10 protein-coding genes, 1 tRNA gene and 1 pseudogene are annotated in these 13,465 nt (G+C 62.8%); 7 read left to right on the top strand and 5 right to left on the bottom strand.

Features of this window, described 5'->3' with window-relative positions; all coding sequences use genetic code 11:
- The first annotated feature begins 63 nt into the window (after positions 1-63).
- Positions 64-136, top strand: a tRNA-Lys gene (locus KIK06_RS24705).
- Positions 137-223: 87 nt separating this feature from the next.
- On the opposite strand, the gene KIK06_RS24700 is transcribed toward KIK06_RS24705, so the two are convergent.
- Together KIK06_RS24700 and KIK06_RS24695 are read right to left on the bottom strand one after the other, a co-directional pair.
- A complete protein-coding gene (locus tag KIK06_RS24700; protein WP_268645302.1) occupies positions 224-2,827 on the bottom strand; it encodes a tetratricopeptide repeat protein in 2,604 nt (867 codons plus the stop codon).
- 56 nt (positions 2,828-2,883) lie between these two features.
- Positions 2,884-3,360, bottom strand: a complete 477-nt coding sequence (locus KIK06_RS24695) for a hypothetical protein (protein ID WP_268645301.1) — start codon at positions 3,358-3,360, stop codon at positions 2,884-2,886.
- 286 nt (positions 3,361-3,646) lie between these two features.
- Between KIK06_RS24695 and KIK06_RS29410 the strand changes: the two genes are divergently transcribed.
- Both KIK06_RS29410 and KIK06_RS24690 read left to right on the top strand, forming a co-directional pair.
- On the top strand, positions 3,647-4,195 hold the full coding sequence (locus KIK06_RS29410; RefSeq protein ID WP_442789799.1) for a transposase family protein: 549 nt from the start codon (positions 3,647-3,649) through the stop codon (positions 4,193-4,195).
- A 151-nt stretch (positions 4,196-4,346) separates the two neighbouring features.
- A pseudogene (locus KIK06_RS24690) lies at positions 4,347-4,961 on the top strand (ISAs1 family transposase); the annotation flags it as partial.
- Between the two features lie 499 nt (positions 4,962-5,460).
- Here the strand turns inward: KIK06_RS24690 and KIK06_RS24685 are convergent.
- The gene (locus KIK06_RS24685) at positions 5,461-7,158 is read right to left on the bottom strand and encodes a DUF7779 domain-containing protein (protein WP_268645300.1); all 1,698 of its coding nucleotides are present in this window, start codon (positions 7,156-7,158) and stop codon (positions 5,461-5,463) included.
- A 59-nt stretch (positions 7,159-7,217) separates the two neighbouring features.
- Positions 7,218-7,685, bottom strand: coding sequence for a hypothetical protein (locus KIK06_RS24680; RefSeq protein ID WP_268645299.1), 468 nt, complete (start codon positions 7,683-7,685; stop codon positions 7,218-7,220).
- Between the two features lie 589 nt (positions 7,686-8,274).
- Between KIK06_RS24680 and KIK06_RS24675 the strand changes: the two genes are divergently transcribed.
- The 3 genes from KIK06_RS24675 to KIK06_RS24665 all read left to right on the top strand — a co-directional run bounded on the left by KIK06_RS24675 (position 8,275) and on the right by KIK06_RS24665 (position 11,032).
- Positions 8,275-8,667, top strand: a complete 393-nt coding sequence (locus KIK06_RS24675) for a PPOX class F420-dependent oxidoreductase (protein WP_017602190.1) — start codon at positions 8,275-8,277, stop codon at positions 8,665-8,667.
- Positions 8,668-8,792: 125 nt separating this feature from the next.
- Positions 8,793-9,401, top strand: a complete 609-nt coding sequence (locus KIK06_RS24670; RefSeq protein ID WP_026128260.1) for a TetR/AcrR family transcriptional regulator — start codon at positions 8,793-8,795, stop codon at positions 9,399-9,401.
- 59 nt (positions 9,402-9,460) lie between these two features.
- Positions 9,461-11,032, top strand: coding sequence for an MDR family MFS transporter (locus KIK06_RS24665; protein WP_017602192.1), 1,572 nt, complete (start codon positions 9,461-9,463; stop codon positions 11,030-11,032).
- Positions 11,033-11,170: 138 nt separating this feature from the next.
- On the opposite strand, the gene KIK06_RS24660 is transcribed toward KIK06_RS24665, so the two are convergent.
- Positions 11,171-11,644, bottom strand: coding sequence for a MarR family winged helix-turn-helix transcriptional regulator (locus KIK06_RS24660; protein ID WP_017602193.1), 474 nt, complete (start codon positions 11,642-11,644; stop codon positions 11,171-11,173).
- A gap of 163 nt (positions 11,645-11,807) precedes the next feature.
- Between KIK06_RS24660 and ctaD the strand changes: the two genes are divergently transcribed.
- A complete protein-coding gene (gene ctaD, locus KIK06_RS24655; protein ID WP_268645298.1) occupies positions 11,808-13,448 on the top strand; it encodes an aa3-type cytochrome oxidase subunit I in 1,641 nt (546 codons plus the stop codon).
- Positions 13,449-13,465 lie beyond the last annotated feature (17 nt).

Raw genomic sequence — 13,465 nt, 5'->3', positions numbered from 1 at the left:
CCGTGCTGCTGCGGTAGAGTGGTCTCCGGCGATTGCCAGGGCCCTGGGCCCGAGGCGGATCGCGGGCCCCTAGCTCAATTGGCAGAGCAACGGACTTTTAATCCGTGGGTTCAGGGTTCGAGCCCCTGGGGGCCTACTCCATTTCAAGCGCGACAATTTGCCTTCCGTCTCTTCGGGATTAAATTCTCCACATTTTCCCATTTAACAAGAGATATCAGCATACTTAACAGCCGTAAGCTTCGCCTTGCCAGTACCTAAGCATCGATATAGTTGAATCGGTGACAGGGTGGTCAATACCCAGGAAATTGACACAGTCAAGAAACAAGAGAAATAGCACACCAAAGGCGTACCCAGGGTCACCGGATTCTCCACTCCAGCGAGCCCAGTCCTGGCGCGCTAGCACCGTTTCTGGGTTAATACATCCTAGAGTGGAGCTCATTTCTTTAGCGATCTCCTCTAGTAGATTGCAAGCTTTCCTCGGATCACCCTGTTTTCCGATCCAATTAGCAAGATTTCTGCGAGCCGTAAGTATTTCGTAATGCCCAGGAGGTAGCGTTCGATACATGTGCTCCAGCAGTTGTGAGTATGATTCTATAGCACCATCTATATCACCAGAAATGCCTCGATACTCTGCGTGGCAAGAAATAGAATTAAAAATGTCAGGATGGTTTTTCTCAAGGATTCGCACTCTACGGTCTCTGACCCTAGAAAGACTGCTCATTGCCTGCGCATGTTCACCCAAGGCACCCCTCAGGAGAGATAGATTGTGTTGGGCAGTGAGATAATTTGGGTGATTTTCTCCAAGAGTACGTTTCATGTGATCTAGGATATCTATGTAGACTTCTACTGCTCCAATCAAATCACCCGTGTCCCCCAGGCAGTCTGCCCAACTCATCCGAGACAAAAGGACCTCTGGGTCGTCAGGACCAAGCTCTTCCTGCAGGAGTTCCGTCAACTCCCGGAGTCTTTTTTCTGATTCTTTCGGGCCCAGCCTAAAACTTTGTACTTCCACGAGGGAAATTTGACAAATTAAAGTGTCTTTATGGCTTTCTCCGAGCGTGCGCCTAAAGTCTCGTTCGACGCTTGAGTAAAGTTCAATTGCTCGATCAATATCGCCGACTTCAGCAAGCCATTCTGCCAAGTAGCACTTAGCGTCCAAAGTGTCCTGATGGTCAGCGCCAAGGACTCTTGATCTCTCGTTGACAACCATTTTGAGACGGTCGATGGCGCCTGCCAGTTCTCCAATTTCCCCCTCCCAGCGAGAGATTCTCTCATGAATAAGTAGGATTTTTGGGTGGTCTGCTGGCAATAGGGTTTCAAGTTTTACGAGGATGCTCTTTAATTGAGTGATGGCCTCAATGGGGGATCCAGATCTTCCAAGACTGTCTCCAAGGTGGGCAAATATCTCATGAGGACAATATCCCCATAGAAGATCATTCGAATATTTGATAAGTTCAAATGCGTTGGATCGTAGAGTCTGCCCATAGGAAGTGGCATGGGCTGTATCAGGCCATGCGCCCATGAGTGCATCGGCCGCGGTGCTCGCCGAATCCTTATTTGGACGTGTATCAGAGTGGTCTCGTGTGGCTCGTTGGACTATTCGATGTGAAGTTATTAAATTCATGACCCCTAGAACGCTGTCCTTGCGGCGAGCACGTGCGATGATGTGGAGGCGTTCTAGGGTAGATAGTGTGTCGTCAACATCTTCGACAGTTGGCTTACTGCTCTCGTGATGAAACGCTGCCAGGTAGACAAGAACTGGTGGTGCTGTCAATACTTGCAGTGGGGCACCAGCGGAATCGAGTAAGCTAATCAACTGCATCAGTGGCTTGGCTAGCCCTTGAGGAGTAAGAGTGTTGGCGTGCTCGATAGAAATCGCCCAAGTAGTGGCTACCGTCCAGGGGTAGTCCTCAGGCAGCCCCTTCTGAGGGAGGAGCCGGTACAGGGCATCCTTACGACTACGGAAATGTTGCACGTAGTCGGCACAATTAATGTGGCTAGTCGGGTCGTTGAGATAGGTAGCTGCATGCGACAGCGCCAGAGGCAGATACCCGAGTTCCTCGGCTAGATTCCGCAAATCCTCCCTCGCTGGGGCGATGGCGAGGTCCTGGAGGGCGTTAGTGAGGTATCCCAGGGCCTCATCGGGGGTGTATGTGTTCACTGTGACAATGAGCCGGTCACGACCAGGGGGAAGAAGATCAGCGCGGCGGGTAGTGACCACCACTCGGCCCTGAGGCGCATCCGCTCGCGACGATTCACGCACTACCCGGTTGAAGAGCTTCCACCAGCGCTGGTTTCCTAGCTTGTCGGGTGTGAATCGTTGGGTCGTAGTGGGAGGCCACAGCCCGTGGGCCTGGTCAGGGTCATCGAGGTTGTCCAGCACCACCAGCCAGCGTTTCCTGGTGTTCTGTAACCAGCCCCGGAACTGCTGGGCGGCCTGTTCGGGGTTATCGGCCACCCGGCCGGGGAGGAGAGTGTGGGCGGCCTGGGTGTAGGTCTGGACGATGGAGGCCCGGTCTGCGGCCGTAACCCACACCACCAGATCCACTTGGCCCGTTCCCAGCAGGCTACGGGTGTAGTGGGCGGCGAGCTGGGTCTTACCAACCCCGCCCATTCCCGAGACCACTTGGCCCAGCACCACCGCGGCGCTGTCCTGGGCAACTCCGGCAAGGTGGGTGTCAACGGGACGACGCTGGTAGTGCTCGGGCTCGGCAGGGATCACCCCGACCACCACAGGCCAGGACAGTTCCCGCTCTACGTAAATGCGCGGAGCGTATATGTCTCCCTGCTGCTGGCCAACAGCGATCCCATGTCCGGAAGCGGACACGGCTGTCTCGCCAGAGGTAAGAGGGGAGGGTGCGGTGTGTTCTCCGGGGCGGGAGGTTAGTCCTTCTTGGCCCGCCTCGGCTGGAGAGGGTTTCCCATGTTGATGCCGCCCTCATTGTGGGCGACCGCGATGCCGTGGTCTTTGGCGGTGACGTTGACATCGCCCGCGACCGCCATCCCGTGGTCCCCGGCCACAGCACCAGCCCCAGCTTGTTCCTGTTCGGCCTTCCTCGCCAGCTCCAGTAGTTCCTGTGCGAGCGCATCACGCTCGTCATCTTCGAGATCATCCAGAAAGACCTCGAACCGTGTCTGCCAGGTGCTCTTGGCCTTGTCCCGCACACCCTGATCCTCGGGTGAGGACTCGATCTCGGTCGCCGTTGCGTCCAGCCGTTGAAGAGCCTTATCGGCCTTCCTACCTCCGAGCTTGGTGAACCAGGTCTTCAGGCGGGTGTGGAGGTCCTTCCAGAGTTCGGTTCCGGCCGTGGTGGCAATCGCGGTGGCTCCAGCAGTGGCAGCGGCGGCCCAGTCAACCATCAGAGAAAGATCCTTCGTCGCAGGGGAGGTACACGGACTCGTCAATGACCTTCATGGAAGCACATCCCGCACGGGGTGGCAGGGGGTTGGGGCAATCAAGCCCGGTAACGGCCACACCCGGCCACAGGGGCCCACCAGGGCCCCGGAGTTCTCGCGGTTCGCCAGAGAACGCACGAAGGCCGGAAAAGAGCGGGCCGTGGGGGTATGACCGGCCCCTGACATGCGAAAACGGGCACGGACCTGAAGGATCCTGGAGTTGTCGAGAAACCACCATCCGTAAGGCCGCATGCCCGCTGTGTCATCCTCCCGCACTCCGTGCTTCTCCTCAACCCCACCCGCGCAACCACCCACCCCCGCAGGCGAACCCACCCCCGACCTGATGGACCACCTGTCCACCATCGACGACCCACGAGACCCACGAGGCCGCCGCTACGGCCTGCCCGCCCTGCTCGCCCTGTGCGTGTGCGCCCTGACCAGCGCGGGCCACGACACCACCTGCGCCATCATCGAATGGGCCCACAACGCGCCCCGCCGCGTCCTCCTGCCCCTGGGCCTGCCCGTGTACCCCCTTCACCCAGCAGGTCCACATCCCCGACGAGCGCACCCTGAGGGACCTGCTCGCCCGTCTTTCCCCCGCCCAGCTCGCCCGCGCCGGACTGGCCGTCCTGGACCAGCGCACCACCCCGAAAGAAACTTCGCCGCGCACCCCCACCGGAGCACCCGAACGCGAACACCGCCGCACCCACCACCAACAAAGGCACCACCCCCGGACACAGGCGCCCCGCCGCACCGCTTATGCCACCGACGGCAAGACCCAGCGCGGAGCCCGGGCTAGGAAGGGCCAACGCTCGTCCTCGGTGGTCTTCCACACCGCCCGCCACCACGACGCGGCCGTGGCCGCCTGCACGCAGATCCACAGCAAAGGCGCCGAGACAAGTGCCTTCACCGCCCTGCTCGACTAGCTCGACGACAACCGACTCCAGGAGGCGCTCATCACCGCCGACGCCCTGCACACCGTGGCCGCCCACGCCACCTACCTGCTCACACGCGGCGCCCACTACCTGATCTACGTCAAGGGCAACCGCCCCACCCTGCACGAGCAACTGGCCGCCCTGCCCTGGAGCCAGGTGCCCCTGGCCCACTCCGAGGGACCCACCCACGCGCACGGAAGGGAGGAACGCCGCTCTGTCAAGGTCACCGCAGCGGGTGGGCTGGCTTTCCCCGGGACGTGTCAGGTGGTGCGAATCGAGCGCCACCGCCGTCGGCACGGCACCGTCAAGGGCAGCCGCGAGGTGGTCTTCGCCGTCACCGACCTGGACGCCCACCAGGTCTCGCCCCCAGAGTTGGCCGCGCACGCCCGCGGGCACTGGACGGTGGAGAACCAGGTGCACTATGTGCGGGACGTGACCTTCAAAGAGGACGTACGCCGCACCCGCACCGGAGCCGCCCCGGTCGTGCTGGGGTGCCTGACCGGCATCGTCCGCCAAGCGCTGACCGCCGCAGGGTGGAAGAACCTCAAGTCAGGACGCAGAACCCACACCAACCCGGACAAGGCCCTCGAACTTCACGGCATCACCCGAGACCAGTCCGTATGGATCTGAAACGCGAGAACTCCGGGGCCCTGCCTTGGCTGTGGCATCTAGTCGCTTGAGAGCAGTCTGTGCCCGTTTTCCCTCGAGTTTGGTGAACCAGGCTTTCAGGCGATTTCGGAGGTCCTTCCAAAGTTCGGTCCCGGCCGTGGTAGCGATCACTGTGGTTCCCGCAGTGGCAGCAGCGCTCCAATCAACCACCAGAGAAAGCTCCTTCGATCTAGAAAAGATACACGAACTCGTCAAGAACCTTCATGGAATCACAATCCAGCACAGCGCGACAAAGAATTCAGGGGAGATGTGCCCGCCAATGGACACACCCGGACACATGAGGAGCCCGTGATCATGGGGATGTTGTGAGCAGCGAACATGATAGATTTGGAGGCCACACTCGGATCCGACCACCAATTGGAAGATGACCTTTAATCCGCAGATTCATGATTTCGACCTATGAGATATACTCAGGCTCTCGCCGCCCTCAACTCAGGGAAACCTTGTCGAAAGATGTATTCTACACACCCGCCCGCGTGTTCCAGTACATGGTTGCATCTTGCAATGTGATGGCGTCTGGGTGATTTAAGGAAAGGACTTCTTGGCAGTCATCGAGAAGCTCTCTGAATAGACGGGAAGCCCCTTCCGGGTCCCCCTTCTCGCCTTGAGCATGAGCCGCTTTGGCTCGAATGACGAATTCTTCGGGAGTCTCCAGAGTCAGGCGCAGGAGTCTAGCACCAAGATGATGTTCAATCATGCGTGCGACTTCATTCTTGCCCAACATCCCAGAAAGAAGAATTCTATACAGCTCCCAGAAGAGTTCTTGATCAACCATTCTTGCGAATAGTTCGACTATACTCTTAAATGTTTCTTTAGCGGGAAGCGAGGAGCTATGATGGGCAAGTCTGATCATGTTGCCCCTCCACACTCCGGCAGAACTCTGCTTGATCCTTATGTCGGGCCAGATCTCTCGAATTGCCTTTATGGTGGTGTGGAATATATCGTCGTCAGGGCAGGTGTCAGGGTGGTCTCGCGTAGCACGCTGAACGAGTCGGTGAACCACGATCGAAGTGTCGCTTCCTTGCCCGGAACAAGAAATAAGGTGAAGGCGTTCCAGTGCTCTTAGCGCATCTTCGATCTCATCGGCAGACGGTTCTGCTTTCTCTTGCTCGGGGAGGTTAACAGCGAGGAAGTCTTGGATCGCCTCCGTGGTGAGCAAGCTCATGGGGATGCCTGCGGGATCGAGAACGCTGATCAGTCTCATCAGAGGTTGGGCCAGCCCTTGGGGTTCGAGGGTATTGGCGTGTTCGATGGATATCGCCCAGGTCGTGGCCACTGTCCAGGGATAGTCCTCAGGCAACCCTTGCTGGGGCATGAGCCGACTGAGGGCGTTCTTGCCCTCACGAAACCGACGCAGGTAGTCAGCGCAATCAAGGTGGTTGGTCGGCTCTGTGAGATAGGCGGCCACGTGCGACAAAGCCAGCGGAAGATAACCGAGCTCTTCGATCAGCTCGTTAAGTTCCTCCTTCACGGGAGGCGCGGTCATGCTTCCAAAAGCACTCCTAACGTACTCAAGAGCCTCCTCAGCCGTATAGGTGTCAACTGGGACCACGATCCATCCTGCGGTCGGCGGACGAAGGTCAGAGCGGCGGGTGGTGACCACGGCCCTGCCCAGAACCCGGTTTCTGGGTCGTTCGAGTACCGTTCCCCGGGGTGTGGGCGGCCATAGCCCCTTGGCCTGATCAGGGTCGTCAAGGTTGTCGAGTACAACCAACCACGGTTTATCGGTGTTCTGTAACCAGGTGAGGAACTGTTTGGCAGCCCATTCGGAGTTCTCATCCACCCTTCCTGTAAGCACGGTGTGGGCGGCTTCAGCGTAGGTCTGCACAATCGATTCGCGTCGATCGGCCGGGATCCACACCACTAGATCCACAGCACCGTCTCTCAACAGCATATCGACGTAGTGGATGGCCAGTTGTGTTTTACCGACCCCGCCCATCCCGGACACCACTTGCCCCACTAGCGCTGTGGAGTTGTCATGCGCAGCTTCGGCGATCTGGTCGTCTACGGGCCGGTGCTGGTAATGTTCGGACTCGGCAGGGATCACCCCAACCACCACCGGCCAGGACACTTTGCTGTGGCCGTAGTAGCGGGGGGCGTAGATGTTTCCTGCCAGATAGTTGACCGCAGTACCCTGACCGGAAGCGATCGCGGCCATTCCCGTCAGACCGGAAGGCTGGGGTGTGGGACCTGCCCCGGAGCCGGAGACTGCGCTTTCTACTCCTGCCCCGGCCGGGGAGGGTTTCCGAAGTTGATGCCACCCACGTTGTGAGCGACCGCGATCCCTTGGTCTTGAGCGGTGATGTTGACGTCGCCCCTGACTGCCATCCCGTGATCCCCGGACACAGCCCCAGACCGAGCTTGTTCCTCCTCAGCCCGCCTCGCCAGTTCAAGTAGCTCCTGGGCGAGGGCATCGCGCTCATCTCCGTCGAGTTCCTCCAAGAAGTCCTCGAACCGCGTCTGCCATGCGACCTTTACCTTATCCCTTACCATCTGGTCCTCGGGGGCAGATTCGATCTCGATCACCGTGGCATCCAACCGCTGGAGAGCCTTTTCGGCCTTCGTGTCTCCGAGCTTGGACAACCAGCCTCGGAACCCCGCATGGACATTCTCCCAGAGCCCAGTACCGGCAGCGGTGGCGATCGCGGTGGCTCCAGCAGTAGCAGCGGCAGCCCAGTCAACCATCACGGATCCTTCGATATAGGGAAGCTACACGGACTCGTCGAGGACCTTCATGAAAGCACAGTACGCATGGTGCGATAGGGGATTCCGGGGAACCAAGCCCATAATGGCCGCACCCGGCCACAAGACCAGGGTTCAGTGCGGCTGTGGGCGTTGGCGGCCGTGCGGTGGATGCCAACGGCGGGGCCGTCACGGCCGCACGCGGAGCGCACCTTCACGAGGTTCTCGCGGACCTCGAAGCACGGGCGAGGCTGAAGAGCGCACATCGAGCGAGACCGAGGTGGAACGGCTGCCCGGATTGTCCAGCACACCCGCCCTGACCTGCGAATTCATCGCGGCCAAACGGCGCAACCACGCTTATTAAAAGTCCGCTGCTCTGCCAATTGAGCTAAGGCCCCGTGACCCACCCCAGTTGACCTGGGGGTACGCCACCAAGCCAACATCCTACCGGATACCACAGCCGGTGCAGTGCAGTGGATTCACACCCCGTGGCGACCCTGAGGGCGCGCCGACGCCTCCGCCTTCTTGGTGCCTCCCCGGCCGGTTGGTGTACTCGGAACCGTCAGCTCAGCCGACGACGAGGAGCACAACCATGGCAGCCGTTCCCGAGGACCGTCAGGACATCCTCACCAAGCGCGCGTTCGGGCACGTGGCCACCATCGGCCCACAGGGAGAACCCCAGTCGAGCCCGGTCTGGATCGACTGGGACGGGGAGTTCCTGAAGTTCAGCCAGACCAGGACCCGGCAGAAGCTGCGCAACCTGAACCGCGACAACCGCATCGCGATCTCCGCCGTCGACCCCGACAACCCCTACCGGTACGTGGAGGTGCGCGGGGTCGTGGACCGGGTCGAGGACGACACCGACCTGGCCTTCATCAACGCGCTGGCCAAGAAGTACCTCGACAAGGACGCCTACCCGTGGCACCGGCCCGAGGACGAGAGGGTGGTCGTGTACGTCCGCCCCCTGCACACGACGAAGATGTAGTCAGCCGGGCACGGATCGACGGCTCCGCTCTCGGGCGGAGCCGTTCCCTTTGCGCGGAGTGAAACAATACACATTGAGAAATCTTGCATGACATGCAACTATTGAGCATGCACGGGAAGGACACCATGGGGCTGCGCGAACGCAAGAAGCAGGCCACGCGCCGCGCTCTCCAGGAGGCGGCCGTCAGGCTGACGCTGGAGCGCGGTCTGGAGCACGTCACCGTGGAGGAGATCGCGGCCGAGGCCGACGTCTCCCCCCGCACGTTCTTCAACTACTTCGCCACCAAGGAGGACGCCCTCCTGGGTGACGTTCCGGCGGCCCCCGACGAAGAGGTTCGGAGGGTGTTCGTCGAGGGCGGCCCCACCGGCGGATTCGTCGACGACCTCATCACCGTGCTGACCGCCTCCCTCATCAGTTCGGAGGGGCTCGCCGCCCACCGCGAGGCCATGCTCCTGCGCAAGCGGCTCATGGAACGCGAGCCCCAGCTGGTGCCCGGCATGCTCGGCCGCTTCCACAACGTGGAGCAGGAGCTGTCCCGGGCGATCGCCGAGCGGACGGGCACCTCCCCGGAGGACGAACGCCCGCAGCTGGTCGCCGCGACCGCCATGGCGGTGACGCGGCACACCGTGAAGTGTCTCCACCTCAAGGAGGGGGAGAGCGTCGCGGACGTGCGCGCCGTGCTGCGCAGCGCGTTCCGCCACGTCGGCGAGGCCTACGCACCATCCGACGACTGACGGGGAGTCGTACCGCCCTGGGGGTTCCCGGGGGTCGTTCTCCAGGCGAACGGAGTTCCATGCCATCCACACACGAACGCTCCGAGGAGGGCGTCAGCCGCAGCAGACTGCGCTGGATCTTCCTCGCGATCATCCTGACCATCCTCCTGGCCTCCCTGGACCAGACGATCGTGGCCACGGCGCTGCCCACGATCGTCGGCGAGCTCAACGGCCTGGAGCACCTGTCCTGGGTGGTGACCGCGTACATGCTCGCGGCCACGGTGGGCATGCCGATCTACGGCAAGGCCGGTGACCTCTTCGGCCGCCGCCACGTGTACATCTTCGCCATCGTCGTGTTCCTGCTGGGGTCCGTCCTGTCCGGGCTCGCCCAGAACATGCCCCAGCTCATCGCCTTCCGCGCCCTCCAGGGCATCGGCGGCGGCGGGCTCATGATCAGCGCGCAGGCGATCATCGCCGACGTGGTCTCCCCGCGCGAGCGCGGCAAGTACATGGGGATCATCGGCGCCGTGTTCGGCGTGTCCTCGATCGCGGGCCCCCTGCTGGGCGGCTTCTTCACCGACCACCTGGACTGGCGCTGGATCTTCTACATCAACCTGCCGTTGGGCGCGATCGCGCTGGTCACGGCCGCCACGATGATCCGCCTGCCGCAGCCGACCGGGCCTCGCCCCAAACTCGACTACCTGGGGACCGTCCTCCTGGCCGCGACCAGCGTCTGCCTGGTGCTGCTCACCAGCTGGGCGGGGCACACCTACGACTGGGGCAGCCCGCAGATCATCGGCCTCGGCGTGGGCGCGCTGGCCGCCGCGGTCCTGTTCGTCGTGGTGGAGCGGCGCGCGGCCGAGCCGATCGTCCCGCTACGGCTCTTCAGCGACCGCAACTTCGTCCTCACGTCCCTCATCGGCATCACCGTGGGCATCGCGATGTTCTCCACGGTCTCCTACCTGCCCACGTTCCTCCAGATGGTCAATGGCGCCTCCGCCACGGAGTCGGGGCTGCTCATGCTGCCCATGGTGTTCGGCATGCTCACCAGCACCATCACGACCGGACGGCTGATCAGCGCGACCGGCCGCTACAAGCACTGGCCGATCATCGGCACCGCCGTCATCGCGGTGGGCCTGGTGCTGCTCTCCCGGATGGACGCGGACACGCCCTACCTCTACAACGGCCTCGGCATGCTCGTCCTGGGCCTGGGGGTCGGCATGGTCATGCAGAACCTCGTGCTGATCGTGCAGAACACGGCGCCCCGGCGCGACCTGGGCTCGGCGACCTCGGCGAACAACTACTTCCGCCAGATCGGCGCGTCCTTCGGTATCGCCGTGTTCGGTTCGATCTTCGTCTCCCGTCTCAACGAGCGCATGGCCGAGCTCCCGGGCGGCGGCCTGGAGTTCGAGGGCGGCGAGGCCGGGATCAGTTCGATGACCCCGGAGATGCTCCAGAGCCTGCCCGGCCCGGTGCGCGAGTTCATCGTGGAGGCGTTCGCCGGGGCGCTCCCGCCGATCTTCCTCTACGCCGTGCCCATCGTGCTGGTCGGCTTCGCGCTCACCTGGTTCGTCAAGGAGATGCCCCTGGCCACCAGCGTCGGGGACCAGGGCCAGGCGGACCCGGAGAAGGAGGCCGTCCCGGCCGCCTGACCTCGGGCCCACCCGCCCGGCCGCCCTCGACCGCCCCTCTGGGGGTTCCACGCCTGAGGAACGACACACGCCCCCGTACCGGCGCCGGTGCGGGGGCGCGTGTGTGTACCGGTAGGGGCCGAGCGGAAGCCGGGTCGGTCAGGTCCGCTCCTCCTGGGCCAGGGCGAGTGTGGCCTTGCTGGTCACCCGGCCGAGTGTGGCGTTGAGCTCCTGGAGTTCCTCGAGGGACAACCCGAGCTTCTCCATCATGTGCATGGGAATGGCCTCGGCCCGCGCGCGCAGGTCCCGTCCCGCCCGCGTCAGGCCGACGGTCAGCCGCCGTTCGTCCTCGGGGAGCCGCTCCCGCAGGATCAGACCCGCCGCCTCCAATCGCTTGAGCAGCGGGGACAGCGTCGCGGAGTCGAGTTCGAGCAGCTCGGCCAGTTCCCGGACGGACAGCGGGGCGAACTGCCACAGCGCGAGCATCACCAGGTACTGGGGATGGGTGAGGCCCAGGGGCGCGAGCACCGGCCGGTAGAGCGCGATCACCGTGCGCGAGGCGACCGCGAGGGAGAAGCAGACCTGGTGTTCGAGGGCCAACGGGTTCTGGAGGTCGGGGTTCTTCTCGACCATGGGGCACCTCGATGTGTCGGCGTCTGACCGTATGCGATGATCCTACTGTTCCTTAGCGCCCTAATACTTAGTGCGCTAATTATTAGTGAGTTGATCTTCGGGGCGCGTGCCTCACCGGCGGGGAGCACCGCCCGGCATCCGACACCAGCAGGGAGGGTCACCCATGACCGTCACAGCCGACCCAGCCACCGGCGCCCACCGGGGGGACAGACCCCGGGGCGCCCTCGCCGTCCGGTGGCTGACGTCGACCGACCACAAGGTCATCGGGTACATGTACCTGATCGCCGCGTTCACCTTCTTCCTCGTGGGCGGCGTCATGGCGCTGCTCATGCGCGCGGAGCTGCTGTTCCCGAACCTCCAGTACATGTCCAACGAGCAGTTCAACCAGCTGTTCACCATGCACGGCACGATCATGCTGTTCTCGTTCGCGACCCCGCTGTTCGCGGGGTTCGGGAACGTCCTCGTGCCCCTCCAGATCGGCGCGCCCGACGTGGCGTTCCCGCGCCTCAACCTGCTGGCCTTCTACATGTTCGTCTTCGGCAGCCTGATCACCCTGGGCGGCTTCCTCACCCCCGGCGGCGCGGCCAGTTTCGGGTGGTTCGCCTACACCCCGCTGTCCGACGCGGTCCGCTCCCCGGGCCTGGGCGGCGACCTGTGGATCCTCGGTCTCGTCCTCAGCGGCATGGCGTCGATCCTCGGCGCGGTCAACTTCATCACCACCGTGGTGTGCATGCGCGCCCCCGGCATGACGATGTTCCGCCTCCCCCTGTTCACCTGGAACGTGGTGCTCACCAGCGTCCTGGTGCTCATCGCCTTCCCGGTCCTGGCGGCGGCCCTGATCGCCCTGGGCGCCGACCGCATGCTGGGTACGTCCGTGTTCGCCCCCGAGCACGGCGGCGCCATCCTCTGGCAGCACCTGTTCTGGTTCTTCGGCCACCCGGAGGTCTACATCCTGGCCCTGCCGTTCTTCGGGGTGGCCTCGGAGATCCTGCCGGTGTTCAGCCGCAAGCCGATCTTCGGCTACAAGAGCCTGGTGGGCGCGACGATCGCGATCACCGGCCTGTCGGTGACCGTGTGGGCGCACCACATGTTCCCGACCGGCGCGGTGCTGCTGCCGTTCTTCTCGTTCATGACCTTCCTCATCGCGGTCCCGACCGGTGTGAAGTTCTTCAACTGGATCGGCACGATGTGGCGCGGACAGCTCAGCTTCGAGACGCCGATGCTGTTCACCATCGGCTTCCTGTCGACCTTCCTCTTCGGCGGCCTCACCGGCGTCATCCTGGCCTCACCGCCGATCGACTTCCACGTCCACGACTCCTACTTCGTGGTCGCGCACTTCCACTACGTGCTCTTCGGCACGGTCGTGTTCGGCATGTTCGCGGGCTTCTACTTCTGGTGGCCCAAGTTCACCGGGCGGATGCTCGACGAGAGGCTCGGCAAGGTCCACTTCTGGCTGCTGTTCCTGGGCTTCCACGGCACGTTCCTGGTGCAGCACTGGCTCGGCGCGGCCGGTTTCCCCCGCCGCTACGCCGACTACCTGCCCACGGACGGCTTCACCGCGCTGAACCAGATCTCGTCGATCTCGTCGTTCGTGCTGGGCGCCTCGACGCTGATCTTCTTCTGGAACATCTACGTCACCGCCAGGCGGGCGCCGGTGGTGACCGTCGACGACCCGTGGGGCCACGGCTGCTCCCTGGAGTGGACGACCTCCTGCCCGCCGCCGCGGCACAACTTCACGTCGCTGCCGCGGATCCGCTCCGAGCGCCCCGCGTTCGACCTGAACCACCCGCACGCCGCGGGCTGACGGCCCACCGGCCGACG

This window comes from Nocardiopsis sp. EMB25, assembly GCF_026797795.1.
GTDB classification, from domain to species: Bacteria; Actinomycetota; Actinomycetes; order Streptosporangiales; family Streptosporangiaceae; genus Nocardiopsis; species Nocardiopsis lucentensis.
This window is presented reverse-complemented; position numbering and strand designations above follow the sequence as displayed.